We start from the raw sequence: 25,734 nt of genomic DNA, 5'->3' as shown, positions 1-25,734 counted from the left end.
GTCAAGATATGGATATTTCAGTTAAATCGATAGATTTCAATACCTTATGTCAGTACTGACTTTTTAGAGATGCCCTTTATTGATAGAGGTTGGATTGTTATTCGATTTACGGAACACCAGGTGCATTTACAAGAATTGTCATGTTTAAAATTTGTCGCAGAGATATTGTCAATTATCCATCAAGCCTATTCTATTTCAGATGAATTAAGCCATCAAGCAGATGTTTCTCTAGAGAAGTTTTGGGATGTACTTCAAGCTCAAAAATGGGAAAAAGATCATTACCGTGAATTATACCTTAATCACAAATTTACAGAAATTCTAAGCTCAACAAAAGAGGATGTCGGGATTTTGAATATAAGGGAACAAGAGGAAGAAAAACTCGTAAAGCCGAGTTATATTGGAAAAGCTGAAACAGTCCAGCTATTCAGTTATAATACTCTGCATGAAAACAGTAGAGATAAACGCATTCGATTCTTCCCTGAAAAGCATATCTATACTATTGATGGCTCTCCCGCTGAATCGGTAAGCGCAATTATCGAGAAACGTTTTCCTGTTTTTGATATCAAGTATTGGTCGGCAGTAAAAGCATCACGATACAATATGAGCGCAATTGAGTTAGAAAAGCAGTGGCGAAAAGATGGTGAGACGGCAATGAGGGCCGGTACATTACTGCATGAAAAAATAGAGAGTTACTTCCTCAGAAAAGAATATGACGAGATCGAAGAGATGGGTCTATTCCATCAATTCATCAATGATCACTCTTATTTAGAGCCTTACAGGACTGAGTGGCGTATATTTGATGAACGTTATAGGATTGCAGGCACAATTGACTTATTGGCTAAAAAGGGAGATGCCTATGAGATGTATGACTGGAAGCGCAGCAAAAAAGTGGTTGATCAATATACAGGTGAACCTATAGTGAACAATGAATACCAATCTGGATTTGGGCAGCTTTTTGACATTCCAGATACAAGTTATAATCGGTACTGTTTGCAGCAAGGTTTATATAGAAATATCCTGGAGGGAAGATATGGCTTGAAGATATCAAAGATGTATCTTGTTGTTCTATATCCAAAATATAATCGATATTATAAATTAGAGGTCCCTTATTGGAAGGATAAAGTCGAATATATTTTAAATACGGCAGGCGTCTGAGCGCTATGTCGATTCAGCAGGAAATCGGAGACAAGTCAGGACTGTGTGTGACGCTCTTCAATATGGGGCATATTCATCTTCAGAACGATGATATTCAGAATGCCGTGTCAGCTTGGGTAACATCGTATCGGATTGCCAAAGCCATCAATCTTGCCGAAGCATTGCAGGCTCTCGAATCCCTTGCCGGTGATCTCGGCCTTCCGGGCGGGCTCGATGGATGGGGGCAGTTGTCGCGGCAGATGGAGGAAAACGATGGAGGAGCGGAATCATGAGCGAAGAACCGGAGGAGATTCTCGGCTCCTGTTCACCCTCGAAGGGGGATGAGGAGCTTGAGAAGGGGCTGGCGACGGCGGTGGTCGAGCAGCCGAAGTTGCTCGACGAGCTGGGCAAGCAGATGGTGACGCTCTGCCTGGCGATTCCGGGCCTGTTCGCTACCGTGCTGAAACTCACCGGCGGCGACAAAGCCGTGCTGCCTGCCAATTGCCTCTTGCTCTGGGCGTTCGGCTTCTGGCTCGTGGCGCTCGTCCTCAGCCTCGCGAGCCTCGTGCCGGTCACGCGCAAGGTTGACCGGCAAGTGATGCGCCGCGCCCAACCCGCCGCGAAAGGGCAGGCGCTGAGCATCGAGGAGTTCTTCACGAAAAGCGCAAAATACAAACGCCGCCTCCTCGTCGCCGCCGCGCTCTTCAGCTTCGCCGGAATCGCACTGGCCGCGTGGAGCGTGTTTTGATGCGGGTGGACGGCGTGGACGAAATGGACGAGGTGGACGGGGCAAATCCAGAGTTCAAATTCTAATCATTCAAACGAACATGGCTACTGAAACCCAAGTCCGCAAGAAAATCCGCTGCTGCAAATGTGGGGAAGTCTTCACGCTGCTCATCGACACGGCAGGCGAGCCGGTGATTTCGGTGCGATGCCTCTACTGCGACGCGCCGCTCAGTATCGATCTCCGAAAATATCCCACAAGCGAAACCGAAATCATGCGCGTCGCCGGAGACGAAAGCCCGAAAACGATGACCGTTTACGTGCTGCCGGAAATCCTCGACTCGGAGGAGAAATCAACTGACAGTTGATGGTTGAACGGCAAGGTGTTATGTTCTGAAAACGAAGCAGCTTGCGAACTCATCATCTCCTTTGCATGAAAAACCAGTACACGGCGGTTATCGTTGGCGGGGGGCCAGCGGGCTCATCCGCCGCGCATACGCTTGCCAAAAGCGGGGTCGATGTTTGCGTTGTCGATCGATTCCGTTTTCCGCGCCAGAAACTGTGCGGCGGGTTGCTGACGCAACGGGCGAAAAAAAACTACGCCGCGATTTTTGGGCCGGGGTGGGATGAAATGTACGAGCACCGTTGCGACGGCGCGAAATTTTTTGACGGCGAACGGCTTGTCAACTCCATCGAAAACTACGGCGAGCTGTACGTCTGCGACCGTTCCCGTTTCGACGCCCGCCTCATCGACAAGTCCAAAGAGCATGGCGCGGAGTTTGTGCAGGGCGACAAGGTGAAGGCGGTCGATCTGCGGCATCGCGTCTGCAAATTGCAGTCAGGAAAAGAAATAACCTGTCGCTACCTGATCGGCGCGGACGGCGTGAACAGCGTTGTCGCCAACGCCATCCACAACGGCAAAACGAGCAGGAACGGCAAGGCTTTCGCCCTCGAAGCAACCTTGCCCGTGGCCGCGCTCTCGCGGGAGATCGCTGAACCGGAGATCTATTTCGATTCCATCGACTGGGGTTACGGCTGGATTTTTCCAAGAAATGACGTAGTCGTCGTTGGCATCGGTGGGCTGTTTTCAAAGAACCGCGACTTCAAGGCGAACTTCAACACTTTTTTCCGCGACCGCTTCGGCAAGGCGTTCACTGGCGTCGTCAAGGGGCATTTCTTGCCGTTTGGCGAATACTCCAAACGCATGGGCCGCGACGGGGTGCTGCTGGCGGGGGACGCCGCCGGGCTGGTTGATCCGATCACCGGCGAAGGGATCGCCTACGCCATGCAGAGCGGATGGTTCGCGGCGCAATCGGTTCTGGAGGCGCTCTCCGGCAAGACGAAAAATGTCAACGCAGCGTACCGGAAGCGGTGCGCGGTCATCACCGGTGAGCTGGCGTATGCGGCAAAAATCCGGAACTTCCTCTTTTCAGCCGCAACGAGAGCGCTGTTCATCACCGCGCTCGCCCGCTCGTCATCCGCGCCGTATCGCTACATGGATCTGATGTCGGGCGACATCACCTACCGCGAGCTGCTGAAAAATTCGGGCCGGAAGCTGATCCGCATGGTTGCGAGCAAGATCGCCGGGAAGTAGTATTTCGTAACTGAATCGACCAACGTCATCATGAGCACCGACATTCTCTCGCTTGAGCCGAAAATACTTTGGAACCATTTTTACCACCTGACGCAAATTCCGCGCCCTTCGGGCCATGAGGAGGTGGTTCGGGCGTATGTCGTCGATGTCGCAAAACGTTGCGAGCTGAAGTGGCTGGTCGATGAGGCGGGCAACGTCATCATTCGCAAACCGGCGACGGCGGGGATGGAGAACCTTCGGGGCGTTGTGTTACAGACGCATCTCGACATGGTACCGCAGAAGAACGCCGGAACGGCGCATGATTTTGCGACGGATCCGATCGACGCCCTGATCGATGGCGAGTGGGTGCGCGCGCGAGGCACCACGCTGGGGGCGGACAACGGCATCGGCGTGGCGGCGGCGCTGGCCGTGCTCGAATCCAGCGCGATGCGCCACGGGCCGCTCGAAGCGCTCTTCACCGCCAACGAGGAGGCGGGCATGACCGGAGCGCTCGGCCTCGAGCCGGGAGCGCTCCGGGGCGACATCCTCCTGAACCTCGATTCGGAAGATGAGGGTGAGCTGTTCATCGGCTGCGCGGGGGGGCTCGACGGCACGATGCGCTTCAGCTATTCCGGCGAGCCTGTGCCTCCCGGTTACTTCGGCGTCGAAATCTGGGTTTCAGGACTGCGCGGCGGGCACAGCGGCATGGACATCGATCTTGGCCGAGGTAACGCCAACAAGATCATGAACCGGCTGTTGCGGATGGGGCGAGAGCGCCACGGTCTGCTTCTCGCATCCATCGACGGCGGCAGCCTGCGCAACGCCATTCCGCGAGAATCGGCGGCGCTGGCGGCCATCCCCTCCGCCGGAAGCGCGGCCTCCACCACCTCGACGCGAAGCCCCGGATCGGCTCCGGCCAGCTCGCCGCCGATTCTCGCGGCAAGCGCCTGAAGCTCGTCGAGAAACGCCGCTTTTCCGGCGGAGGGGATGGCCGCGCTTCCGGCGGCGGTGATCGACGTCGCCGTGACGTACCGATTTTTCGAGGCGGTAGAGGCCTGTCCCAATGGCGTTCATCGCATGAGCGCCGGGATGGCGGGGCTGGTCGAGACCTCGAACAATCTCGCGCGGGTGTACTCGGACGGATGCGCCATAAGCGTCGAGTGCCTGCTTCGGAGCGCCTCGGAGGAGGGGATGCAGGAGCTTGCCGACGCGGTCGCGGGAGTCGCCGAACGCGTCGGGACGACGGCGGTGTTCGAGCACGGCTATCCCGGCTGGAGACCCAATCCCGATTCGCCAATCCTCAAGTGCATGGTCGAAGTGTATCGCAGCCGCTTCGGCAAAACGCCGGAGATTCGTGCGGTTCATGCCGGTCTGGAGTGCGGCATCATCGGCGCGGCCTATCCGCAGCTCGACATGATTTCGTTCGGCCCGACCATCCGCCACCCGCACTCGCCGGACGAAAAGGTCGAGATCGCCTCGGTGCTGAAGTTCTGGGAGTTCCTCGTGGCGACGCTGGAGGGTATTCCGGAGCAGTGATTGCCGCCTGCTTTCTGTCGGCATTGGCGAGGGATAACGGCGCGTGATCGCTATTTTATCGTTCAATCCAACCAAACGCCGAAGCCGTGAAAACACCGTACAGTTACAATACCATCGCGGATTTTCTCCTGTCGCAGCCGCTGACGGTCGATGTGGAGGTTGACGACGAGGCCGCCGGGTGCTTTCCGCTCAAGTGCATCGAACTCGATGCGACCGTACTCTACGTCGGAATGCGCGATTTCGCGCGGCTCACGATCGACTTGTCGCCGACCGAGATTCTGATCTACCTGAACATGTTCCTCGTCTGGATGCGTGACTCGCTCGCGGCGGAGCGCTTCTGCGTGGTCGAGCGGTTCCTCGACAGCTCGATCGTGCTGCTTTTTTCAAAGAAGTTCGGATCGAAGGAGCCGTTTTTCGACGCCCTTCGCGCCGCTCGCTGGATGGGGGAGCACGACGAGCTTCGCTTTCTTCCGGAGATGGGCATCGCCAGCGGGCGCGTCGCCGCCGGATTTGCCGGTACGCCGAAGGAGTTCACAGGCTCAGTCTTCGGGCGTCCGGTGCTCTTGGCCGCCGCCTGCGCCAAGATGAGGCCGCAGGATGAGGCGATGGCGTCGTGCATCACCTTTCCCGAAACCGAGTGGCGTACTCGCTCCTTCGACGAGCTGTTCCCGCCGCTGGAGTTCGACCACCCGGAGCAGGGCCGTGTGCGCCAACCCTCGACCTGGAGGCTCGGCGAGGCGCGAAGCGTCGATTTTGCGTCGCTTGGCCGGATCGAGCTGCGCGACGTCGGCAACTTCGTCCACTGGCCGCCGAAAATTACAGCAAAGGAGAAGGCCCGCGAGTGGTTCGCGCAGATCAAAGCAAAAGGTTTTTACAAGGGTGGCGTCTGAGGAGAGGAAACGATTCCCCTGAATCCAATCTTGCCTCGACCATGTCATCTCTCTGTCACCTGGGAGTTCCGGCTCAGGGCGCTCGCGCCATCCGCGTCTTCGCCTCGCTTGTTTTCGTGCAGCTCCTGCTGCATCTTTTCTACGCGTTCAGCTCGCACGATCCCCGTCTTTTCGCCCCGCATCTGGTTGCCTGGCTGCACGATACGGTCGTGCTCTCCGCGCTGTTTGGGCTGCTGAGGCTTTGCCTGCTGCCGCTTCCGGCCCGCGCCCGCCCCGCCGGAGAGGGCGCTGTCGCCGCCATCCTCGCCGCTGCGGGAGTGCTCCTGTCGCTCTATCCGCAGATGCTTCGCGAATATCTCTCATTTCCGGTCAACCTCTTCGCGGGCAATGCCGCTTCCGCCGCGATTCTGATACGCGAGTATCTCGGTTTCGACCGCCTCGCTCCGGCGCTTCTCGCCGCAATCGCGGCCATCGCCGCCCTGTTCGCGCCTCCGTTTCCGCCGAGGCTCAAATGGGTGTCGCGTCTCGCCATCGCTGCGTGGGGCCTCGTGCTCGTCGCCGGGGCGCTCGCCGCAGCCGGTCGTCAGCAGCCTGAACGAGGAGCTGGCCATCCGCTCCGCGAACGCGCCGTGCGAAGTGCCGAGGCTTCGGCCCGCGCCGCGTCACCAAAGCGGCGAGTCGCGCCCGATTCCGGCGGATACGAAGCGCTTCGCGGACGCAAAAGCCACGCACCTCTTCCTGATCGTGCTCGAAGGCGTGACGGCGGCGGAGTTCGAGAAGGAGTTCATGCGCGGGCGCTCGTCGCGTTTTTACGGCAGGGTCGCGACAAACTCTCTTTATTTCGCCCACTATTACACCAACAACCTCGACTCTTACACCAGCCTGATCGCGATGCTGACGTCGCAACAGGTGCCTTACCGCTCCTACACCGACACGACGCTCTACGACGCGGTCAACCAATCCGCCAGTCTCGCGCGGGATTTCCGGCAGTCGGGATTCAAGACTTGCTTTGTCAGCACCTACGACACCCAGCCCTTCGTGCCTGTCCGCAACGAGTGGACGAGCATTTTGCATCGCCGCGACCTGCCGGCGCACGGCGAGTGGCTGACGGTCGAGTCGGGGCGGATGGAGTCGGCGACCGAGGATCGCGCAGCCATTTCGGCCATTACGTCACTCGCGAAATCGAATCCGAAAACTTTCGTTTTGCAGGAACTTGCCTGGGGACATACTACGGCATGGCGGGCCAAAACCGGCCTCACCACGCTGGCGTATTATGACAAATACTTCAATGATTTGCTCGACCAGCTCGTCGCCGATGGCTCGTGGCCGCAAAGCCTGATCGTGATCGTCTCGGATCACGGCAACCGCTTCGGAGCCGCGAACGCCTCGAACTACCGCGTACCGCTGCTCATCGTCGGCCCCGGCGTGACGGCGGGGCGCGATTCGTCGTTGCGCACACACCTCGACCTGCGCCAGATCGTCGCGGCCTTCGTGGGCGGCGAAGCGATGCCGGAACCACGACAGCGTATTCTGGTGACCGGATCGACCGAAAAGTGGGTCTACGGCGAAATCAATTCAGCGGGCGCAAATCTGTTCATCGACGACAAGAGCGGGCGGGTACTGTCGAAGCGGGGCCAACTCGACCCGGCGGCGGTCAACCGGGAGTTCCAGGGATCGATCGACCGGTTCGGCAAGCGATTCGGACCGTAATTACGTCGGCGAGTCGTCCATCACGCGAAAATACTCTGTCGCGGACACTTGATTGTTGTAGATACGCCCCTTATCGTTTTACATTCGATAAATCGGATTTTGCCATAACGCCAATTATTCAAAGCACATGCCGAAAACAATCATGCTGCTGGGCAGCGGGGAGCTGGGGAAGGAGTTCGTGATCGCCGTCAAGCGCCTTGGCCAGAGGGTTATCGCCGTTGACAGCTACGACGACGCACCCGCGCAGCAGGTGGCCGACGGGCGCGAGGTGATCGACATGCTCGATGGCAATGCGCTCGACGCCATCGTCGCAAAGCATCAGCCGGACATTATCGTGCCGGAGATCGAGGCGATCCGCACCGAGCGATTCTACGATTACGAGAAGCAGGGGATTCAGGTCGTGCCTTCCGCGCGGGCGGCGAATTTCACGATGAACCGCAAAGCGATCCGCGATCTCGCCGCCCGCGAGCTTGGCCTGCGCACGGCCAGCTATCGCTATGCCGCCTCGCTCGACGAGTTGCGGGCGGCGGTCGCCGAAGTCGGCCTGCCCTGCGTCGTCAAGCCGCTGATGAGTTCGTCGGGCAAGGGACAATCGACCGTGCGGAGCGAGGCGGAGGTCGAAAAGGCGTGGAGCTACTCGCAGAGCGGCAAGCGGGGCGACATCGCCGAAGTAATTGTCGAAGCGTTCGTGGCGTTCCATACCGAAATTACGCTGCTCACCGTGACGCAAAAAAACGGCCCGACGCTCTTCTGCCCACCCATCGGCCACCGGCAGGAGCGCGGCGACTATCAGGAGAGCTGGCAGCCGTGCCGCATCAGCCCGGAGCATCTGCAAGAGGCGCAGCGTATCGCGGGCAAAGTCACGGCGGCGCTGACCGGCGCGGGCATCTGGGGGGTGGAGTTCTTCCTTGCCGACGACGGGCTTTATTTCTCGGAACTCTCGCCGCGACCGCACGATACCGGCATGGTGACGCTCGCCGGAACGCAGAATCTCTCCGAGTTCGAGCTGCATGCCCGCGCGGTGCTCGGCCTGCCAATTCCCGGCATCGAGCTGCTGCGGGCCGGAGCGAGCGCGGTGATTCTCGCCGACCGGGCGGGCGTCGAGCCGGCGTTCGATGGAGTGGAGGCGGCGCTTGCCGAACCGGGCAGCGACATCCGGATTTTCGGCAAGCCGGTGACGCGCCCCTACCGCCGCATGGGCGTGGCGCTCATGTCGGGAGCGCCCGGCAGCGATGTGGAGTCGCTGAAGCGGCAGGCCATCGCCAACGCCGCCAGGGTGACGGTGCGGTGCGAGGATGCGGACTGACTGGTCTGCTTATTACTCCGGGAGTCGTAAGAGATCGGGCCAAAGCCCTTATCTATTTATGCTTTATAGGCATACCTTATAGGCATACCCGGAGACTGTCTCAAAAAACAGAAGGAATAGCGCCCAAAAACGACTCGGTTTTTGCTTTTGAGACAGCTTTGAGGCAATTGTCGATACTTTTCATTGCTGGAGTGACAACGAAAAAGATGCGTATCGTTCGAAAGCCTCTCACTCCGCGATGATGGAATTGCCGGATGGCGGGGGGAATTTTTTCTGACTTGAAGCACGACTCGCGCGTAAGGAGGATTCAGCCGACTCGGCGCGTTTTTTCATGGCGGTCAGCACCATAGGCAGATCGTGTTCCTGCACCTTGCGCACGAACATGGGAGGAGCGAAGAAGTTCGGCTTGATTTTCGCCTGGAAGGTAAGCACGAAGCCCTTGCCGTCAGGCGCGCGGTCGATAAGCCAGTCGCCCTCGTAAATCTTGAAGTCGCCCTCTATCTGGCGAAATGAAAGGCGTTGCGGGTAATCGCCGCGGATGCTCAACTTGATGTAAACGGTTTTTTTAAAAAAAAGATAGCCGGTTTTGCCCTTTTCGAACATCACCTGCTCGCGGCCATTGTCCGAAATAAGACCGCTGTCGATCAGTTTGGGCACGAAATGTTTCTGGTTGTTGTAGTCCGTGATGGCCGCCCAGATGTTTTTGGCTGATGCGTTGATGTAAATTTTTCCAATTACGGCAGTTACTCCATTTTCAAGATCGGATGTGCGTACCTTTGCTCTCTGATAGTGCTCTTCGATCTGTTGCGGTCGGGATGGAACTTCATCGTTTTCCACGGTACGGGAAGAGGCTTTTCCTGAAAGGAGGATGACAAAACCAAACATGGCAATGACCATGAAGAGGTATCTCAATTTCGTGATTCCGTGGCGCATGGTTTGTTGGATTTTCCGTTGCATCGTAACAAGCGAGATCGTTTGCTGCGATGATTTAATGATCGTTAATATACTTCAATATGCTCAAGCGCTGTAGTATAAAAAAGTAAATTACCCAAGCTCGAATGTCGTGACGCCGAAAATACGCTCGACTGGAAGCTGTGGCGCTGGGCCTTTGTACATGCGAGCAGTCTCGAAAACCACGCTCATCTCGTGCCGTTGAACCAGCTCGAGCGCCGCCGGGTTGACCTCCGGTATGTCGAGGAAGATCGCAGAGCCTTCCTGAACCGAGCTTTCGAGCGCTCCGAAAAGCGTTTCGGCAAGCTCGGGATTGTCGGCGAAAAGCGGGCCGATCTTGAAGCCTGCGCGGCAGGGGCGAATGAGGCCGTAGCCTGCCAGCTTGCCGTTCCGGCGAACGCCGAACGTGCGGCTTTGTTCGCGGCTCGTCCAGCACTGGAGAAAATCTCGCCGGTCATCCGGAAAAAACTCACGATCATAGGCGGCCAGCTCCTCGAAAGAAATCGAAGAAAGCGGCACGGCCTCGCGCGGATTTTCGCGATTCTGGCTGGAAACGCCTATATACCGGATGTTCCGGTAAGCGAGCACGAAACCCGATTTCCGGTAGTTCTCCTGCTGCGCCACCACGCCGTCGAGTCCCACAACCCGCCCGCCGAGGCGTTGCAACCCCGCGTTCCAGATTGCGAGTCCAAGCCCCTGTCCGCGATATTCCGGCCTGACGATGTAAAAACCGAGAAAACCGAACGAGTTTCCGTAACGAACAACGGAGATGCAGGCGACCGGCTCGTCGTCGAGAAGCCCCACGAGGAATCCATCCGGGTCGGCGCGGTAGAAGCACTCGGCATCTTCGAGGCCCGGATTCCAGCCTTCGGCGGCGGCCCACTCGACAGCCAGTCTGGTCTCGTGGCGCGTCATGGTTCTGATCGTATATCCGGGTATCATCATCGTCTCCTTGTTTGAGTTTGTTGATTTGTCCGATTCACGCCGAAGCATAATTTCGGCTGATCTCGACCTTGTGCGGCGCGAGCTGGATGGTTTCGTAAGGCATTTGCACACCTGCGTCGGTGAGCGCGTTGAACATCTTTTCGCGCAGCCCCAATCGCTTCCGGATGTGCTGCCGCTCTTTTTCGATCCACACCCGCAGTTCGAGCACGACGTTGTAGTCGTTCAGGGTTGTCACCACGACCTCCGGCTTTGGCTTGTCAAGGCAATCGGGGGCTTGGCGCACCAGCGAGAGCAGGATTGTGCGGGCGCGGTCGATGTTTTCAGTGACGGCGATGTCGAGCCGCAGGTGCGGATAGTTGGTATAGGAGGTGACGGTTTTGTTCATGATCACGGCGTTCGGCACGGCCAGCATTTTACCGTCAACAGTGACGATGCGGGTGGTGCGCAGCGTGATTTTTTCAACCCGCCCGTAGTTGTTGTCGATCTCGATGAGGTCGTTGATGGTGATGGGCCGGTCGATGAAAATGAGAATTCCGGAGATGATGTTCGACAGCGTGTCGCGCAGGGCGAAACCGAGGGTCAGCCCGGCCACATCGAGAGAACCGAGCAGGGCGGCGGTTTTGATTCCTGCCGCGCCGAGGGCCGTGAGCACTCCGATGCCGAAGATGCAGAATTTGATGACCGTTTCGGCGAAGGCCGCGCTGGTTCGGTCGAGGCGGCTGCCGAGGCGGGAGGAGAGCAGGACGCGCACGATTCGCCAGAACAGGTAAAAGACTGCCAGAATAAAAGATACGGTGATCAGCACGATCAAGACTTCACCGAGCAGGCTGCCCAGATGTTCGAGGTCGAACGCGCTTTCCAGTCGCGTCAGAAGGCTGCCGAGAAAGGTATCGAGCATGGAAAGAAGACCATTGTTTATGCATTGACCCGCACTTTGAATGAACAATGCCGGTGCCGAGAAAAATCCGCCAACCATCGCATGGCTTGATTGCTGACGCCCGATCGGGAAATGGATTCACGATACGTCGCGATTGCAAATCCGTGACGGGTCAAATCCCTTCGAAGGGTTTCAAAATCATGATTTTAGCCTTATAATCGTTCTGGATAACGCTTCCCGGTTTTCACCAAAATACACTTGACTTACTGACTATGTCATCATCCTCTTCACCAGCGGAACCCCGTACCGGCATTCAGAAAAAGCGCGTGTTCGTGGTTGGGGCGACCGGTTACATCGGCAAGTTCGTCGTGCGGGAGCTGGTTGCGAGAGGCTGCGATGTGGTGAGCTTCGCCCGCCCGCGCTCCGGCGTGAACGCCTCGACCACCGAGGATGATACCCGCCGGGTACTCAAGGGTTCAGAAGTGCGTTTTGGCGATGTGTCCGACATGAAGTCGCTCTTGCGCGACGGCATCCGCGGCGAGCATTTCGACGCGGTGGTGTCGTGCCTGACCTCGCGCAACGGCGGCATCAGGGATTCGTGGGACATCGATTACCAGGCGACGCGCAATTCGCTCGACGCGGGCATCTCCGCAGGAATCAGCCAGTTCGTGCTGCTCTCGGCCATCTGTGTGCAGAAGCCGATGCTGGAGTTCCAGCGAGCCAAGTTGAAGTTCGAGAAGGAGTTACGCGAGTCCGGCGTGACGTACTCCATCGTTCGACCGACGGCATTTTTCAAATCGATTGCCGGGCAGATCGAGAAGGTGAAAAGCGGCAAGCCCTACGTCATGTTCGGCGACGGCAAGCTGACGGCGTGCAAGCCGATCAGCGAGGGCGATCTGGCGCGGTTCATCGCCGATTGCCTCGAAGATCCGTCAAAAAAGAACAAGATTCTGCCCATCGGCGGGCCGGGGGAGCCGGTGACCAATCTCGATCAGGCGCTGATGCTCTTCGAACTGCTGGGCCGCGAGCCGAAGCTCAAGAAGATGCCGATCCAGATGTTTGACGTAATAATTCCCGTGCTGACGTTGCTCTCGAAGTTTTTGCCGTCATTTGCCGAAAAAGCGGAGTTCGCCCGCATCGGCAAATACTACTGCTCGGAGTCGATGCTGGTGTGGGATCCCGTAAAAAAGCGCTACGACGCCGATGCAACCCCCTCCTACGGTACCGAAACCCTGCGCGACTTCTACAAGCGAGCGCTCAAAGAGGGGCTGGCAGGCCAGGAGCTCGGCGCACACTCGATGTTCTGAAAAGGAGTACAGATATGCCGGTACAGATAGTCTATGCAACCGCGGCGATGCTGCTGATCGCCCTCTTTCCGGTTCCGGAAAGCTACCGGGAAATCCTGAACGTGATTGCGTTCGGTACATTCGGATGGGGGGCATACCGAAATTTTGAGCCCATCGGCCCGATGACCGCTCTTGCGGTCGTTTACGTCATTTTCGCCCTGCTTTTCAACCCGATCACACCGGTGGTTTTGCCGGAGCTTCCTTCGATACTACTTCATATTGGCGGGGCAGCGCTGCTTGCCGTTACGGCTCGTCGCTTCGAGAGATAAGCTTCGATCCGCGGCGTCCTTTTTTTGATTATACACTCCTTCTTTTCGGAAAAAATAGCGTAAAAAATGATACGACCGGAAAACGGCTTGTCAATCGAGAGCGTTGAGTTGTAACTCTTCGGCTTTTTCAAGCTCTTGTGAATATTTATTGTATGATCACGCAACCGGCACTTGATTTTCTTGCTGCACTCAGGGTAAACAACAATCGCGAGTGGTTCGAGGCGCACCGGGCGCTCTACCAGCAGGCCGCCGCCGATTTCTTCGACACGGTCGCGCGGTTCATTCAGGCGCTGGCGAGTTATGACCCAGACATCGCCAAGGTGATGCCCGACCCGAAATCGTGCATCATGCGCATCTACCGGGACGTGCGCTTCTCGAAGGACAAGACGCCCTATAAAACCGGCCTGTTCGCTTACATCAGCGTGGGCGGACGCAAAGGGCCGCTGGCGGGCTACTACCTGCACCTCGAACCCGGCAACTCATTCGGCGGCGGCGGACTCTACCTGCCCGAAGCGCCGGTGCTGGCCCAGACCCGCCAGGCCATCGACAGCCGTTTCGACGAGTGGCGCTCCATCGTGACCGCGCCCGAACTGCTCGCCGCTTTTCCGGATGGTGTGCTACCGTCCGGAGCGCTCAAGCGAGCGCCGAAAGAGTACGACGAGTCGAATCCTGCGATTCACTATTTGCGCTACAAAGGCTACTACACCCAGCGCTTTTTCAGCGACGGGGAAGTGCTCTCCCGCGATTTCACGGATCGGCTCGGAGAGTGCTGCCGGGCGGTCATGCCGATGGTCGCGTTTCTCAACAGCGCAATAGCGTCGGAAAAGCCGTAATTCCTCAGTGTTCCGATAGCGCCCTGTCGCTGGTCAGGGAATCGAAATCGACCGGAAACGAAGGTTCGAGCTGTCCGAAGCGGTCACGCCCTTCCGGCATCATGTGGACGCCTTTGGGAAATTCTCCATTCGCCACCAGATAATCGAGCAGCCAGTTCGTCAGGCGGAAGTAACCGCTTGGCTTGCTTGACGTTGCGGCAGGCGAGGGATTCGGCGGCTTGTCGATGGCCCATTGCTCGACGACCTCTTCGACGAGTGGCCGATAGCGAGCTTCGAGCTGGCTGCGGTTGTCAGTATTCATAAGGATTATGAACTGTATAGTTTTGGTGATTTTTCTTTGATCCGAATTTTTTCGCGCAGGAATCTGCTCCTAAGTGTCGTCAGAACATACAGAAGGAGGCAGTTATGATGAGGCTCCGTTTAGCAAAGGCCCCATCGTTACAGCCTCATTCCTGTCAAAAAGGTAATGAACAAAAAGGAGACAATGATGAAAAGCAAAATGTTGATGCTGGCAGGCGTTGCCGGTATGCTGATGTCAAGTCCATCGGTCGAAGCGCTGGCCGACGTGCGAGTAAATATTGGGGGCGGCCCGAGAGCAGCATACGTCATCGACAGGCCTCCGACATTCATACAGCTTGCGACGCCCGGATTCTCGGTCTCTTACGGGGCGCCTTACGATATCGTTCTTTACGGTAACAATTACTATCTGCATGATCATGGCGAGTGGTATCGTTCACCGCGTTACAACGGCCCGTGGAGGTCCGTGCGTGTACGCGAGCTGCCCCCAAGGATCAGGCGTTACCGGATCGAACAGATTCGCCGCTTCAGGGATGATGAGTACCGCAGACATCGTGACCGTTACGACCGTCGCTGGCGTGATGAAAGGCGCGATGACCGCAGACCGGATCGCTGGGATGGCCCGGGCCGTAATTGACAGCAGGCCTGCTGAATTATGAATTATGAATTATGAATTGAAGAGGTAATGCTGTTACAGTAAAAAAGCCGGCCTGAAAAGTCTGGCTTTTTTACTGTAAACGCGGCGGTAAAATCTTGCTTCTCCGATAGGTCTTATAAGTCCTATCGGAGAAGCGCTATAGCGTACTTTTACCCTTCTTCCCCCTCTTCCTGCGCTGCCTGCTGTTGCCAGAACGCGTAGATGCCGAGAATCGATTCGTCGAGCATGTCGATCATCTGATCCTTCTGTTCCTGCGACATGGTGTCGTAGTCGTCGGTCACCTTGCCGAGGACGAAAAGCGGCCCGGCGAGCATGGCCGTGGATTCGTCGGAGAAGAGCGGCTGCCAGGCTTCGTGGCTCAACTCCATGCCGAGGATAAAGCCGAGCGCCCACTCCTCGATGGCGATTTGCCGCTCCTCATCTTCGGAGTAACCGAACATTTCATAGATCGGCAGGTAGGCTTCCGGATCGTTCTCGAACTGCGTGTCGATAGCGATGACGTGGCGGTTCAAGAGATCGGTGATCCGCGACTCGTCTTCCGGCGACTTGAACAGATTTTCCTTCTGGTTTTCGGGATCGAGCATGTACTTGATCCACCGGTGCTCGGGGACGACCTCTGGCCCGATAACAATGGCGGTCAGAAAGCCATCGATCATTTCGAGAGAGTTCATGCACTCCTCGGGAGCCTCCGTGGAGGCGAGGAACGCTTCGAGCATGTTCAGCTCCTCTTCGGAGAGCGGTTGATGGGCACGTTCTGATTGCAGCATAATGGTTTATTGATGGTTGGAAATATATCCCCGAGAAAAATATTGCCGGATTTGAGTCCGCGCGTCAGGCTTTGGGCGTCCAGTAGCAGCGTTTCGGCGAAACGATCAGCTCCTCCTCCTTGAGGCTCTTCATCGCCTTGTCCACCGATTTGCGGTCAAGCCCGCTCTTTTCGGCGATCTGGCCCGCGCTCAACGGTTCGCCCTCGTTTTTCAGCACTTCGAGAATAATGGTTTTCGCGTCCATGGTAATTCGGTCGTTCGGTTTGAAATTGAAAAAGGCTCACGCCTGCCTTCAATGTAAGGAATTCGGTCAATTGAAAAGGTAAGTTTGTGTCACAGCATACCAATTCCAGTCCACTTCGTCCAAGCTTGATAATACACGAACAATTCAGTACTTATAACTTTACGTACCGTAAAACCGAAAAACGTCATGCCCCATTCGCGCCACGCCATAACCTCCGGAGCGCCACGCCGTGCTTGAAATCTATACCGGCAATCGGCTCGAAACGCTCGTTTCGGCGTTTGGCGACATGGCGGCTAAAGCGCCTCTCGCGTCGCCCTTCGAGCGGGAGTGGATCGTGGTGCAGAGCCGGGGCATGCAGCGGTGGCTGTCGATGCGGCTCGCCGCGCAGTTCGGCGTCTGGGCGGGGGCGGAGTACCCGTTCCCGAACGCGCTCTTGCAACGGCTCTTCGAGTGGCTGGGGCTGTCGGAGAAAACAGCGGGCGAGTGCTTCTCCAAGGAGGCGATCTGCTGGAGCCTGATGCGCCTGTTGCCGGAGACGCTCGAAGGCGACTCGTTCACCCCGCTTCGAGGCTATCTCGATGGCGACCGCGACGGGCTGAAGCTCTTCCAGCTCTGCGGGCGCATCGCCGACACCTTCGATCAATATACCCTGTTCCGCCCTGACCTGCTCGCCGCGTGGGAGGCGGGCGGCGACGACGCGGCCCGCGACTGGCAGCCGGAGCTGTGGCGCTCGCTCGTCGCACAGAGTTCGGGCAAGCATCGCGGCCAGCTCCAGGCGGAGTTCATCCGGAAGGTGAAAAAAGCCACGCTGCCAGACGATTTCCCGAAACGGATTTCGCTCTTCGGCGTATCCTACATGCCGCCGTATCACGTCGAGATGCTCCAGGCGCTCGCCGCGCGGATTCCGGTCAACCTGTTTCTTTTGAGTCCGACGCAGGAGTTCTGGACGGACATCGTTTCGCGGCGGCGGCTTTTCCGCATGAGCGAGCGCGAGCGGGCGCTGAGCACGGAGGGCAATCCGCTGCTCGCCTCGCTCGGCAAAAGCGGGCGCGAGTTCGCCGAACTGCTGCTCGACGTGGGCGAGGTCGAGGACGAGTATGACCTGTATGACGACCCCGGCGCCGGTACGCTGCTTCGCGCGTTGCAGTCCGACATGCTGAATCTGCGCGGCGACGGCACGGAGGCGAATCATCCGGCTCCCGCCGCCAGCGACCGCTCGGTGCAGGTGCACTCGTGCCACAATCCGCTGCGCGAGGTCGAGGTACTGCGTGACAATCTGCTCGATCTGCTCGAACGTTTGCCCGGCCTCGAACCGCGCGACATCGTGGTGATGACGCCCGACATCGAGACCTACGCGCCCTACATCGCCACCGTGTTCGGAGCCAGCGGCCCAGGGGAGCCGCGCCTGCCGCACTCCATCGCCGACCGGCGGATGCTCGACGAGGGCGGCGTCGCCCCGGCGATGCTCAAATTGCTCGAACTCTACGGCAGCCGCCACGCCGCGCCCGCGCTCTTCGACCTGCTTTCGTCGTCGCCGGTGAGCCGCCGCTTTCGGCTTGGCGACGACGAACTCGACACGGTGCGCCTGTGGATCGAACAGACGCGCATCCGCTGGGGCATGGACGAGCGGTCGCGCAGCAAGCTGGGTCTGCCGCCATTTCGCGAGAACTCTTGGCGGGCCGGACTGGAGCGGCTCCTGCTCGGCTACGCGATGCCGGACGAGGGGCGGCTTTTCGACGGCGTCCTGCCCTTCGAGGTAGCGGGCGAGGCCGAAACACTTGGCAAACTCGCCGACTTCATCGACGCCGTCGATCAGTTGTCCAGGCGCTTCAGCCGCCCGCGACCGCTCGCCGAGTGGCGGGATCACTTTTTCTGGATGCTCGATCTCTTCGTCGAAGCCGATGAGGATTCGGAACGCGAGCTGGCGCACGTCAAGGAGGAGATCGACAAACTTACGTCGCTTGCCGTAAACTCCCGCTTCGAAGGCGAGGTGTCGGCGCAGGTGATGATCGCCTGGATGCGCTCGCGCCTCGAACAGTTCGAGATGGGCCTCGGCTTCATGACCGGCGGCATCACCTTTTGCGCGATGCTGCCGATGCGCAGCATTCCGTTCCGCGTGGTGGCGATGATCGGCATGAACGACGGCAAGTTTCCGCGCCAGCAGCGCCCGCCGGGCTTCGACCTGCTCGCCCGCGAGCCGCGCAAGGGGGACCGCTCCGTGCGGGGCGACGACCGCTACCTTTTTCTCGAATCGATCCTCTCGGCCCGCGACGTGCTCTACCTGAGTTACGTCGGCCAGAGCGTTCGCGACAATACGCCACTGCCGCCCTCGGTGCTGGTGAGCGAACTGCTCGACGCCATCGACCGGGGCTTCGCGTTCCCAGATGGCGAAGATGCCGCGTCGCGGCTGGTCGTAAAGCATCGCCTCCAGGGCTTCAGCCCCGCCTACTTTGCCTCCGGCTCCGACCTTTTCAGCTACTCGGCGGACAACTTTCGGGCGCTCGCGGGGCGCGATTCGGTGACGGAGCGCCCCTTCATCGAGTCGCCGCTGGACGATCTTGCCGACGAGGAGCGGACGGTGACGATCGAAGATCTCGCCCGGTTTTTCGCCAATCCGGCGGCGTATTTTCTCGAACGGCGGCTCGGCCTCAAGCCATCGGCCGCTCGCCAGCCGCTTGAAGAGCGTGAGCCGTTCGAGGCCGTGGGTCTGGAACGCTACGCGATGCGGCAGGAGCTGCTCGAAGCGCTGCTCGAAACAGGCGACGGAGGCGCGATGCTGCCGCTCTTCCGGTCACGCGGCCTCTTGCCGCCGGCAATGCATGGCGAGCTGCTCTTCCGGCAGTTGCTCGCCGAGGTCGAGCAATTCGCCGCGAAGGTGCGGGAGCTGAAGGGCGGCGGAACATTCAGCCAACTCGACCTCGATCTCGACATCGGCGGATTCCGCCTCGCCGGGCGGCTCGACCACCTGCTGCCGACCGGCCAGCTTCTCTACCGCTGCGCCAGGATGCGCCCGCAGGATCGGCTCCGTTCGTGGCTCCTGCACCTCGCCCGTCACGCCGTCGAAGAGGGCGCATCGAGCGACACGCTGATCGTCACCCTCGACCGCTCGATTCGCTACCGCCCGGTCGAGGGCGCGACGGAGCGGCTCGAAGCGCTGCTCTCGCTCTATCGCGAAGGGCTTTCGGAGCCGCTGCCTCTCTTCCCGCGCTCGTCACTCGCCTGGGCCGAAAAGGCTGGAAAGCCGGAGGAGGAGCGGCGCAAAGCCGCGTTGGGCGATTGGCTCGACGGCTTCGGCGGACGCGAAGGCGAGGGCAGCGACCCCGCCTTCCGCCGCTGCTTTGGCGCAGAACCGCCTTTCGACGAACGCTTCGCCGCCATCGCCGACGACCTGCTGCAACCAATGATCGAGCACGGAGGCAAGGCATGACCATTCGCATTCTCGACCACGCCGCCGTGGCGCTCTCCAGCATGAATCTCATTGAGGCAAGTGCTGGTACAGGAAAGACTTACGCGATTGCCTCGTTCTACCTGCGGCTACTCGTCGAGCGGGAGCTGCGGCCCGAACAGATTCTCGTCGTCACCTTCACCGAAGCGGCCACGCAGGAGCTTCGAGCGCGAATCCGCCGCCGCATCCGCGAGGCGCTCGACGTGATGCGCGGCGAGAGCACGGAGGATGACTTTCTCGTCAAACTACGCGACCGCGCTGACGTAATCGGTTCGTCGGAACAGGCCGCCGAGCTGCTCGAAGCGGCGCTCGCCGGGTTCGACATGGCTTCGATCTTCACGATCCACGGCTTTTGCCTGCGGGCGTTGCAGGATCACGCCTTCGAGAGCGGCGCTCTCTACGACACCGAGCTGATGGACGACCAGTCCGCGCTTGCCGGGCAGGTGATCGACGACTTCTGGCGGGAACGCTTTTTCGGCAGCGCCAACCGCCTGCTCGCCTACGCCTTGCTGAAAAAGTGGACGCCGGACAGCCTCGCGGTGTTTCTCCGACCCTTGCAGCTTTCGGAGCGCGACGTGGTGCTTCCGCTCTATGGCGAAGCGGAGATTGCGCGAATCGAGAACGAAGCGCAGGCGGCGTTTAACGAAATTTGCCGGATATGGCAATTCGAGTGCGAAGCGCTTGCGGAACTTCTGCGAACGAGCAAGGCGCTGAGTCGTGCGGAAAAGTATTATAGGGATGACAAAGTGGAGACTTTGCTGGCGGCGCTGGAGGCGTTCGTCGAGGATCGAAATCCCTTTGGCCTTTTCGACGGCTTCGGGAAGCTGACAGCATCCGGTATCGCGGCGGGCACGAAAAGCTCCGGTACGCCGCCCACGCATCCGCTCTTCGAGGCCTGCGAGCGGCTGCAAGCGGCGGCGGATGAACGGTTGCTCGCGCTGAAATCCGAGCTGGTCGCGTTCTACCGCCAGCGTCTGCCGGAGCGTAAAAGAGAAGGGAACATCCGCTTTTTCGACGACCTGCTCACCGATCTCTACCACGCCCTCACCGACGGCCCGGAGGCTGCCGCGCTGGCCGAGGCGTTGCGCAACCGCTATCGGGCGGCGCTGATCGACGAGTTTCAGGACACCGACCCGGTGCAGTACGATATCTTCCGGCGCATCTACGCCGGTTCGGACGCGCCGCTTTTTCTCATCGGCGATCCAAAGCAGGCGATCTACAGCTTCCGCGGGGCGGACATTTTCGCCTATCTGCAAGCGGCGAGCGACGTTGGCGAGGAGCGCCGATTCACGCTCAACACCAACTGGCGCTCCGTGCCCAGGCTGCTCGATGGCTTTAACCGCCTCTTCGACCAGGCCCGCCAACCATTCGTCTTCGACGACATCCCCTCGCCACCACTCGTGGCGGGCCGAACCGTCGCCGATTCATCCGCCGCGCCACCGCTGGAAATCTGCCTGCTCGATGGCGGCGAGGAGGAAGGCAGCCTCAAAAGCGGCGACGCGGCGAGTTTCGCGGCGGAGGCGTGCGCCTCGATGGTGGCCGAATCGATCGGCGGCGGCGCGGAGGCGAACGGCATCGCGGTGATCGTGCGCACCCACCGGCAGGCCCGGCAGATGCAGGCAGCGCTTCGCAAGGCGGGCATCGTCTCGGTGATGCGCAGCGACGAGAGCGTCTTCGCCTCCATCGAGGCCGAGGAGGTGCGCATTCTCATAACGGCGCTGGCCGATCCGGGGCGTGAGCCGCTCGTTCGCGCAGCGCTCGTCACGCCGCTTTTCGGGCTGAACGGCAGCGACATCGCGCGGCTGAACAGCGACGAAAACGCTTGGGCCGCGCGGTTGCAGGAGTTCCGCGAGTACCACCGCCTCTGGCGGGAGCGCGGCTTCATGGTGATGGCTCGCGAGCTGATGCGCCGCGAAGGGGTGCGCGAGCGGCTGCTCGCCATGGCGGGAACCTTTGGCGAGCGGGCGCTGACCAACGTGCTGCACTGCTTCGAGCTGCTGCATCGCGAGGCTCATGCGCGGGGCCTCGGCATGGAGAGCCTCGTAGCGTGGTTCAGCGAGCGGGTGGCGACGCACGAGTCCGGCGAGGAGTACCAGATTCGGCTCGAAAGCGACGAACCGGCGGTCAAGATTGTCACGGCGCACGTCAGCAAGGGGTTGCAGTACCCGGTGGTTTTCTGCCCCTTCCAGTTCGGCGGCGGCAACGGCAACAGCGAGGTGGTGTTGTGCCACGACGAAGCGGGCCGGATGGTGCGCGATTTCGGTTCGTCGTCCATCGCGCATCACCGGACAGCCGCCGCGCGGGAGACCCTCGCCGAGAACCTGCGCCTCTTTTACGTCGCCCTCACGAGGGCCGAAGAGCGCTGCATTTTCTTCACCGCCCGCCTCGTCGATGGCCGTAAAAGCGGCAAGCCGCCACAGCTCACGCCCGCCTCCTACCTGCTCTACGCCTCGGACGAGGCCCGGCGCAGCACCGAACCGGTCGCCGAAGCCGTGCAGGAGCTTCAGGCCATCGGGGCGGAGGCGATGGCGGACACGCTGAAAACGATGGCGGATGCTTCGGGCGGCGCGTTGCAGGTACGCCGTCTTTCGTTTGGCGATGATTTTCGCGTGAGCGTTTCGCCTGCCGGAGCGGCGGAGCGACCTGAACTCGTGCTTCGTCAGTTCAGCAAAAGCCTCGAAACCGAGTGGCGGATCGCGAGCTTCACCGCCCTCAGCCGCCACAAGCACACGGCCTTCGAGCTGCCCGACCGCGACGAAAGCCTTACGGAACCCGCCGCCGCGCCGGTCGCGCTGCCCGAAGGGGATCGCTCCATCTTCGCCTTTCCGAAAGGGGCCGGAGCGGGCATTCTCATGCACTCGATCTTCGAGACGCTCGACTTCGCCACGGCGACCGCGAGCGCCATCGACGAGGCCTGCGCAACGGCGCTCGGCAAGTACGGCTTCGACGAGAAGTGGCAACCGGCCCTCGCCGGCATGACGCGGAAGGTGCTCGCGACGCCGCTCTCCTCGCCGGACGGCCCGTTCACCCTCGGCGGCCTCAAGCCGCGCTCGTGGCAGTGCGAGCTGGAGTTCTTCTTCCCGCTCAGGCGCATCACCGCCCCGGAGCTTGCCGAAACGCTCGCGAAATACGGCGTTATCCCGTCCGGCACCGATCCTGCCGCCGCATTGCAGGCACTCGACTTCGCGCCGGTGAAGGGGATGCTGATGGGCTTCATGGACATGGTGTTCGAGGTGCAGGGACGCTTCTGGCTGCTCGACTGGAAGTCGAACCATCTCGGCAATTCGCCCGAAGAGTACCGCCGCGAGCGGCTCGGCAAGGCAATGCAGGAGAACCTCTATCGCCTGCAATACCTGCTCTACACCGTCGCGCTCAACCGTTACCTCGCGCTGCGTGTGCCGGGCTACCGCTACGACACGCACTTCGGCGGCGCGATCTACGTCTTTCTGCGCGGCGTCAGCGCCGAACGCGGCGAACAGTTCGGCTTCTACCGCGACCACCCGCCCGAAGCGCTGATCCGCGAACTCGGCGAGCTGCTCGTCGAAACCGGAACAGGGGAGGGGGATGGGTGAGGATGCATCTGAAAAGTTTCGTGAGGAGCGGATGTTGTCAATAGGAAAACGAGTATGTTTTTTAGATGGCAACGTTTTGTTTGTCTGTCATTCTGAGTCCGACAAAGTCGGGCGAAGAATCCAGAGAAGCCACGTAAAGTCTTTTTAATCAGTCAATCATGATGATGCTTCGGGAAGAAACTGGATTCTTCACTTCGTTCAGAATGACAGAGTGGAAGACAAACATATACGACAATCCGTCATGCTATCAGATTACGAGACAACTTTTTCGAGAAACCCATGATCGACTTCATCGAACGACCGATTGACCGGCAGGCGGCGGCGTTCCTCTGTCGGGACGCGAAGGACGATACGGGCGTGTTGCCCACGGTCGTTTCGCTCCTCAGCCAGGCGGTGGGGCAAGGGCATGTCTGCCTCGATTTGGAGGAGATCGCCGGGCAGCTTGTGCGGATTCCGGGCAGCGACGAGCCGCTGCGCCTGCCCGACGCCGACAGCCTCGTCGCGCTGCTCCGTGCGCTGCCCACGCTCGGCAGGCCGGGGGAGCACCGCCCGCTGATTCTCGACGCCGCCGAGCGGCTCTACCTTTATCGCTACTTCCGCTACGAGGCGCTGCTGGCCGAAGCCATTCGCGCCCGCGCCGCATCGGAGAGCGGCGGCATCGACGAAGTCGCGCTTGCCGGGCAGCTCGACCGCTACTTTGCACCCTCCGAAAACGCGGAGGATCGCCAGCGGCAGGCCGCGCTGACGGCGCTTAGGCGGCGCTTTTCGGTCATCTCCGGCGGCCCCGGCACCGGCAAAACCACCACCGTCGTGCGCATCCTCGCCCTCATGCTCGAACAGCCCGGTGGAGAGCGGATGCGCATCGCCCTGGCCGCGCCCACCGGCAAAGCCGCCGCGCGGCTCGCCGCGTCCATCGCCTCGCTTCGGGACACGCTGCCGTGCGCTGACGAGGTAAAACGCGACGTGCCCGGCCAGGTCACGACGATTCACCGCCTGCTCGGCACCATTCCCGGCTCGACCGGCTTCCGCCACAGCGAGCGCAACCCGCTGCCCTGCTACGCGGTGATCGTCGATGAAGCCTCGATGGTCGATCTGCCGCTCATGACGGCGCTCGTCACGGCGCTCCCGCCGCAGGCCCGGCTCATCCTCATCGGCGACCGCGACCAGCTCGCCTCGGTCGAAGCCGGAGCCGTCCTCGGCGACATCTGCCGCGCCGCCGAATCGCCCGGCTCCGCCGTCGCCGGATGCGTCACCGTGCTCGACCGCAACTACCGCTTCGGCGACGGCTCCGGTATCGCCGCCCTCAGCCGCGCCGTCAACGCAGGCGACGACCGCGAAGCCCTCCACCTTCTCGCGGACGCCGGTTCCGGCACCATCGCTCTCGAAGCCACGCCGACGCGAGAGACGCTGAAAAAGCGACTCGCCGCCCCAGTGCTCGAAGGCTTCCGCGCATATCTCGACGCCGAAACGCCCGCCGAAGCGCTCCGCCTTTTCGACCGGTTCCGCATCCTCACCGCCCTCCGCGAAGGCCCGTGGGGAGCCGCCGGCATGAACCACGCCGCCGAAACGCTGCTCCACGAAGCCACGCTCATCCGCCGCGACACGCCGTTCTACCGTGGCCGCCCCGTGCTCGTCACCGAAAACGACTACATCCACAAACTCTTCAACGGCGACACCGGCATCATCCTCCCCGACCCCGAATCCGGCAACCTCCGCGCCTTCTTCGCCGCCCCTGACTGCATGATTCGCGCCATACCTCCAGAGTTTTTGCCAAAGCACGAAACCGCTTTTGCGATGACGGTACACAAAAGCCAAGGTTCGGAGTTTGACAGAGTTCTGATGGTTTTGCCGCCAGAGGATACTATTTTGCTGACAAGGGAGTTGATTTATACCGGGATCACGAGAGCACGGCACTCGGTGACGCTGTGGAGCGACGATGCTGTTTTCAGCGCTGCCGTGAAGCGCCAGACGGAGCGGAGAAGCGGGTTGAGGGAGAGGCTGATAAACGGCTGATCAAAAAAGTTAATAGAATGCCAACAGTCTATAAATCTGGCCCTTACCGGTTCTTTTTTTATGCTGGTGATCGCAATGAACCGTATCACATCCATGTAGAGCGAGACGACAAGCTTGCAAAGTTCTGGCTCGATCCGATCCGTTTACAGAATAGCGGTGGCTTCAGCCGGTTTGAATTGAAAGAGATTCGCGGTATAATTGAAAATCAACAAGAATCCTTCATGGAGGCATGGAATGAATACTTTGGTTGTTGAAATCGATTTCCCCTACGCTCAGGATGTTCACGTAACCGATGATGCTCTTACCGTCGATCTGAGCGATGGCCGAACTATCTCTGTCCCCTTGGGCTGGTTCCCGCGCCTTGAGCATGGTCGTCCTGAAGAGCGGGCAAACTGGCGGCTGATCGGCAAGGGCCACGGAATCCATTGGCCCGATCTGGATGAAGACATTAGCGTGGAAGGATTGCTTGCCGGAAAGCCTTCCGGCGAGAGTCAGGCGTCGTTTAAGAAATGGTTGCAGGGGAGAGAATCTCGTGAGCAAATTATTTGATTTTGTTATGGCTGATATTAGGCGATCTCGAAAAAAGCGCTTGAGAAAAGCGGAAGGAAAGAGGAGAAATAAGATGCGGTGATGGCGATGGGCGGG

The 25,734-nt window shown here is 59.6% G+C and carries 27 protein-coding genes; 19 read left to right on the top strand and 8 right to left on the bottom strand.

Going from position 1 to position 25,734, the window contains the following annotated elements; genetic code table 11:
- Positions 1-120 precede the first annotated feature (120 nt).
- The 8 genes from FGF66_RS11045 to FGF66_RS11015 all read left to right on the top strand — a co-directional run bounded on the left by FGF66_RS11045 (position 121) and on the right by FGF66_RS11015 (position 5,856).
- Positions 121-1,155: a hypothetical protein gene (locus tag FGF66_RS11045; RefSeq protein WP_170181344.1), complete on the top strand. Its 1,035-nt coding sequence runs from the start codon at positions 121-123 to the stop codon at positions 1,153-1,155.
- Between the two features lie 5 nt (positions 1,156-1,160).
- Complete coding sequence (locus tag FGF66_RS11040) at positions 1,161-1,427, top strand: hypothetical protein (protein ID WP_139457691.1); 267 nt, start codon at positions 1,161-1,163, stop codon at positions 1,425-1,427.
- The gene (locus tag FGF66_RS11035) at positions 1,424-1,882 is read left to right on the top strand and encodes a hypothetical protein (protein ID WP_139457690.1); all 459 of its coding nucleotides are present in this window, start codon (positions 1,424-1,426) and stop codon (positions 1,880-1,882) included. The genes FGF66_RS11040 and FGF66_RS11035 overlap by 4 nt, the downstream gene beginning before the upstream one ends.
- A gap of 79 nt (positions 1,883-1,961) precedes the next feature.
- Entirely contained in the window at positions 1,962-2,225 is a 264-nt protein-coding gene (locus FGF66_RS11030) for a hypothetical protein (RefSeq protein WP_139457689.1), read from the top strand.
- Between the two features lie 65 nt (positions 2,226-2,290).
- A complete protein-coding gene (locus FGF66_RS11025) occupies positions 2,291-3,451 on the top strand; it encodes an NAD(P)/FAD-dependent oxidoreductase (protein WP_139457688.1) in 1,161 nt (386 codons plus the stop codon).
- A 30-nt stretch (positions 3,452-3,481) separates the two neighbouring features.
- Complete coding sequence (pepD, locus tag FGF66_RS13125) at positions 3,482-4,381, top strand: beta-Ala-His dipeptidase (RefSeq protein WP_342779659.1); 900 nt, start codon at positions 3,482-3,484, stop codon at positions 4,379-4,381.
- A gap of 36 nt (positions 4,382-4,417) precedes the next feature.
- On the top strand, positions 4,418-4,966 hold the full coding sequence (locus FGF66_RS13120; protein WP_342779658.1) for a M20/M25/M40 family metallo-hydrolase: 549 nt from the start codon (positions 4,418-4,420) through the stop codon (positions 4,964-4,966).
- 86 nt (positions 4,967-5,052) lie between these two features.
- Positions 5,053-5,856, top strand: a complete 804-nt coding sequence (locus FGF66_RS11015; RefSeq protein ID WP_170181343.1) for an adenylate cyclase — start codon at positions 5,053-5,055, stop codon at positions 5,854-5,856.
- A 44-nt stretch (positions 5,857-5,900) separates the two neighbouring features.
- Here FGF66_RS11015 and FGF66_RS12715 read toward each other — a convergent pair whose 3' ends face one another.
- Positions 5,901-6,056: a hypothetical protein gene (locus FGF66_RS12715; RefSeq protein WP_170181342.1), complete on the bottom strand. Its 156-nt coding sequence runs from the start codon at positions 6,054-6,056 to the stop codon at positions 5,901-5,903.
- Between the two features lie 159 nt (positions 6,057-6,215).
- Positions 6,216-6,467, bottom strand: coding sequence for a hypothetical protein (locus FGF66_RS11010; RefSeq protein WP_139457686.1), 252 nt, complete (start codon positions 6,465-6,467; stop codon positions 6,216-6,218).
- Between the two features lie 25 nt (positions 6,468-6,492).
- On the opposite strand from FGF66_RS11010, the gene FGF66_RS11005 reads away from it, so the two are divergent.
- Positions 6,493-7,566 carry a sulfatase-like hydrolase/transferase gene (locus tag FGF66_RS11005; RefSeq protein WP_139457685.1) on the top strand — a complete coding sequence of 358 codons (1,074 nt, stop codon included), beginning with the start codon at positions 6,493-6,495 and terminating at the stop codon, positions 7,564-7,566.
- Between the two features lie 127 nt (positions 7,567-7,693).
- Positions 7,694-8,872 (top strand): formate-dependent phosphoribosylglycinamide formyltransferase, encoded by a 1,179-nt coding sequence (gene purT, locus FGF66_RS11000; RefSeq protein WP_139457684.1) that lies wholly within the window; start codon positions 7,694-7,696, stop codon positions 8,870-8,872.
- Positions 8,873-9,100: 228 nt separating this feature from the next.
- Here purT and FGF66_RS10995 read toward each other — a convergent pair whose 3' ends face one another.
- From FGF66_RS10995 to FGF66_RS10985, 3 genes are all read right to left on the bottom strand, one after another.
- Positions 9,101-9,769 carry an SRPBCC family protein gene (locus FGF66_RS10995; protein WP_246046674.1) on the bottom strand — a complete coding sequence of 223 codons (669 nt, stop codon included), beginning with the start codon at positions 9,767-9,769 and terminating at the stop codon, positions 9,101-9,103.
- Between the two features lie 147 nt (positions 9,770-9,916).
- Positions 9,917-10,768 (bottom strand): GNAT family N-acetyltransferase, encoded by an 852-nt coding sequence (locus FGF66_RS10990; protein ID WP_139457683.1) that lies wholly within the window; start codon positions 10,766-10,768, stop codon positions 9,917-9,919.
- Between the two features lie 34 nt (positions 10,769-10,802).
- Complete coding sequence (locus FGF66_RS10985) at positions 10,803-11,666, bottom strand: mechanosensitive ion channel family protein (protein ID WP_139457682.1); 864 nt, start codon at positions 11,664-11,666, stop codon at positions 10,803-10,805.
- Between the two features lie 251 nt (positions 11,667-11,917).
- Between FGF66_RS10985 and FGF66_RS10980 the strand changes: the two genes are divergently transcribed.
- The 3 genes from FGF66_RS10980 (at position 11,918) to FGF66_RS10970 (ending at position 14,093) form a co-directional block, all read left to right on the top strand.
- Positions 11,918-12,952, top strand: coding sequence for an NAD(P)-dependent oxidoreductase (locus tag FGF66_RS10980; RefSeq protein WP_139457681.1), 1,035 nt, complete (start codon positions 11,918-11,920; stop codon positions 12,950-12,952).
- Positions 12,953-12,966: 14 nt separating this feature from the next.
- Positions 12,967-13,260, top strand: a complete 294-nt coding sequence (locus tag FGF66_RS10975; RefSeq protein WP_139457680.1) for a DUF6804 family protein — start codon at positions 12,967-12,969, stop codon at positions 13,258-13,260.
- A 152-nt stretch (positions 13,261-13,412) separates the two neighbouring features.
- Positions 13,413-14,093 carry a DUF2461 domain-containing protein gene (locus FGF66_RS10970; protein ID WP_139457679.1) on the top strand — a complete coding sequence of 227 codons (681 nt, stop codon included), beginning with the start codon at positions 13,413-13,415 and terminating at the stop codon, positions 14,091-14,093.
- 4 nt (positions 14,094-14,097) lie between these two features.
- Here FGF66_RS10970 and FGF66_RS12710 read toward each other — a convergent pair whose 3' ends face one another.
- Positions 14,098-14,394, bottom strand: a complete 297-nt coding sequence (locus tag FGF66_RS12710) for a hypothetical protein (protein WP_170181341.1) — start codon at positions 14,392-14,394, stop codon at positions 14,098-14,100.
- A gap of 186 nt (positions 14,395-14,580) precedes the next feature.
- Here FGF66_RS12710 and FGF66_RS10960 point away from each other — a divergent pair, with 186 nt between their 5' ends.
- Positions 14,581-15,027 (top strand): hypothetical protein, encoded by a 447-nt coding sequence (locus FGF66_RS10960; RefSeq protein ID WP_139457693.1) that lies wholly within the window; start codon positions 14,581-14,583, stop codon positions 15,025-15,027.
- A 170-nt stretch (positions 15,028-15,197) separates the two neighbouring features.
- On the opposite strand, the gene FGF66_RS10955 is transcribed toward FGF66_RS10960, so the two are convergent.
- The gene (locus FGF66_RS10955; protein WP_139457678.1) at positions 15,198-15,815 is read right to left on the bottom strand and encodes a YecA/YgfB family protein; all 618 of its coding nucleotides are present in this window, start codon (positions 15,813-15,815) and stop codon (positions 15,198-15,200) included.
- Between the two features lie 64 nt (positions 15,816-15,879).
- A complete protein-coding gene (locus FGF66_RS10950) occupies positions 15,880-16,059 on the bottom strand; it encodes an HTH domain-containing protein (protein ID WP_139457677.1) in 180 nt (59 codons plus the stop codon).
- 229 nt (positions 16,060-16,288) lie between these two features.
- On the opposite strand from FGF66_RS10950, the gene recC reads away from it, so the two are divergent.
- The 5 genes from recC (at position 16,289) to FGF66_RS10925 (ending at position 25,638) form a co-directional block, all read left to right on the top strand.
- Complete coding sequence (gene recC / locus FGF66_RS10945; RefSeq protein WP_139457676.1) at positions 16,289-19,486, top strand: exodeoxyribonuclease V subunit gamma; 3,198 nt, start codon at positions 16,289-16,291, stop codon at positions 19,484-19,486.
- Positions 19,483-23,076 carry an exodeoxyribonuclease V subunit beta gene (gene recB, locus FGF66_RS10940; protein ID WP_139457675.1) on the top strand — a complete coding sequence of 1,198 codons (3,594 nt, stop codon included), beginning with the start codon at positions 19,483-19,485 and terminating at the stop codon, positions 23,074-23,076. The genes recC and recB overlap by 4 nt, the downstream gene beginning before the upstream one ends.
- A gap of 279 nt (positions 23,077-23,355) precedes the next feature.
- Positions 23,356-25,089 carry an exodeoxyribonuclease V subunit alpha gene (recD, locus tag FGF66_RS10935; RefSeq protein ID WP_139457674.1) on the top strand — a complete coding sequence of 578 codons (1,734 nt, stop codon included), beginning with the start codon at positions 23,356-23,358 and terminating at the stop codon, positions 25,087-25,089.
- A gap of 17 nt (positions 25,090-25,106) precedes the next feature.
- A complete protein-coding gene (locus FGF66_RS10930) occupies positions 25,107-25,343 on the top strand; it encodes a DUF4160 domain-containing protein (RefSeq protein WP_139457673.1) in 237 nt (78 codons plus the stop codon).
- The gene (locus tag FGF66_RS10925) at positions 25,324-25,638 is read left to right on the top strand and encodes a DUF2442 domain-containing protein (RefSeq protein ID WP_139457672.1); all 315 of its coding nucleotides are present in this window, start codon (positions 25,324-25,326) and stop codon (positions 25,636-25,638) included. Before FGF66_RS10930 ends, FGF66_RS10925 begins: the two co-directional genes overlap by 20 nt.
- Positions 25,639-25,734: the final 96 nt, after the last annotated feature.

Source organism: Chlorobaculum thiosulfatiphilum (assembly GCF_006265165.1).
Classification (GTDB): Bacteria; Bacteroidota; Chlorobiia; order Chlorobiales; family Chlorobiaceae; genus Chlorobaculum; species Chlorobaculum thiosulfatiphilum.
The sequence above is the reverse complement of the archived record's forward strand: the minus strand, read 5'-3'. Positions and strand labels throughout refer to the sequence as shown.

Bases quoted from the DNA above. Each gene is read 5' to 3' on its own strand.
- FGF66_RS11010 (WP_139457686.1), bottom strand. From the start codon at position 6,467: ATGGCCAGCTCCTCGTTCAGGCTGCTGACGACCGGCTGCGGCGAGCGC.
- FGF66_RS10995 (WP_246046674.1), bottom strand. From the start codon at position 9,769: ATGGTCATTGCCATGTTTGGTTTTGTCATCCTCCTTTCAGGAAAAGCC.
- FGF66_RS10930 (WP_139457673.1), top strand. From the start codon at position 25,107: ATGCCAACAGTCTATAAATCTGGCCCTTACCGGTTCTTTTTTTATGCT.
- recB (WP_139457675.1), top strand. From the start codon at position 19,483: ATGACCATTCGCATTCTCGACCACGCCGCCGTGGCGCTCTCCAGCATG.
- FGF66_RS10925 (WP_139457672.1), top strand. From the start codon at position 25,324: ATGAATACTTTGGTTGTTGAAATCGATTTCCCCTACGCTCAGGATGTT.
- FGF66_RS10980 (WP_139457681.1), top strand. From the start codon at position 11,918: ATGTCATCATCCTCTTCACCAGCGGAACCCCGTACCGGCATTCAGAAA.
- FGF66_RS13120 (WP_342779658.1), top strand. From the start codon at position 4,418: ATGGCCGCGCTTCCGGCGGCGGTGATCGACGTCGCCGTGACGTACCGA.
- FGF66_RS12710 (WP_170181341.1), bottom strand. From the start codon at position 14,394: ATGAATACTGACAACCGCAGCCAGCTCGAAGCTCGCTATCGGCCACTC.
- FGF66_RS10960 (WP_139457693.1), top strand. From the start codon at position 14,581: ATGAAAAGCAAAATGTTGATGCTGGCAGGCGTTGCCGGTATGCTGATG.
- FGF66_RS11040 (WP_139457691.1), top strand. From the start codon at position 1,161: ATGTCGATTCAGCAGGAAATCGGAGACAAGTCAGGACTGTGTGTGACG.
- FGF66_RS11030 (WP_139457689.1), top strand. From the start codon at position 1,962: ATGGCTACTGAAACCCAAGTCCGCAAGAAAATCCGCTGCTGCAAATGT.
- FGF66_RS10970 (WP_139457679.1), top strand. From the start codon at position 13,413: ATGATCACGCAACCGGCACTTGATTTTCTTGCTGCACTCAGGGTAAAC.
- FGF66_RS11025 (WP_139457688.1), top strand. From the start codon at position 2,291: ATGAAAAACCAGTACACGGCGGTTATCGTTGGCGGGGGGCCAGCGGGC.
- pepD (WP_342779659.1), top strand. From the start codon at position 3,482: ATGAGCACCGACATTCTCTCGCTTGAGCCGAAAATACTTTGGAACCAT.
- FGF66_RS10950 (WP_139457677.1), bottom strand. From the start codon at position 16,059: ATGGACGCGAAAACCATTATTCTCGAAGTGCTGAAAAACGAGGGCGAA.
- purT (WP_139457684.1), top strand. From the start codon at position 7,694: ATGCCGAAAACAATCATGCTGCTGGGCAGCGGGGAGCTGGGGAAGGAG.
- FGF66_RS10955 (WP_139457678.1), bottom strand. From the start codon at position 15,815: ATGCTGCAATCAGAACGTGCCCATCAACCGCTCTCCGAAGAGGAGCTG.
- FGF66_RS11035 (WP_139457690.1), top strand. From the start codon at position 1,424: ATGAGCGAAGAACCGGAGGAGATTCTCGGCTCCTGTTCACCCTCGAAG.
- recD (WP_139457674.1), top strand. From the start codon at position 23,356: ATGATCGACTTCATCGAACGACCGATTGACCGGCAGGCGGCGGCGTTC.
- FGF66_RS10985 (WP_139457682.1), bottom strand. From the start codon at position 11,666: ATGCTCGATACCTTTCTCGGCAGCCTTCTGACGCGACTGGAAAGCGCG.
- FGF66_RS10990 (WP_139457683.1), bottom strand. From the start codon at position 10,768: ATGATGATACCCGGATATACGATCAGAACCATGACGCGCCACGAGACC.
- FGF66_RS10975 (WP_139457680.1), top strand. From the start codon at position 12,967: ATGCCGGTACAGATAGTCTATGCAACCGCGGCGATGCTGCTGATCGCC.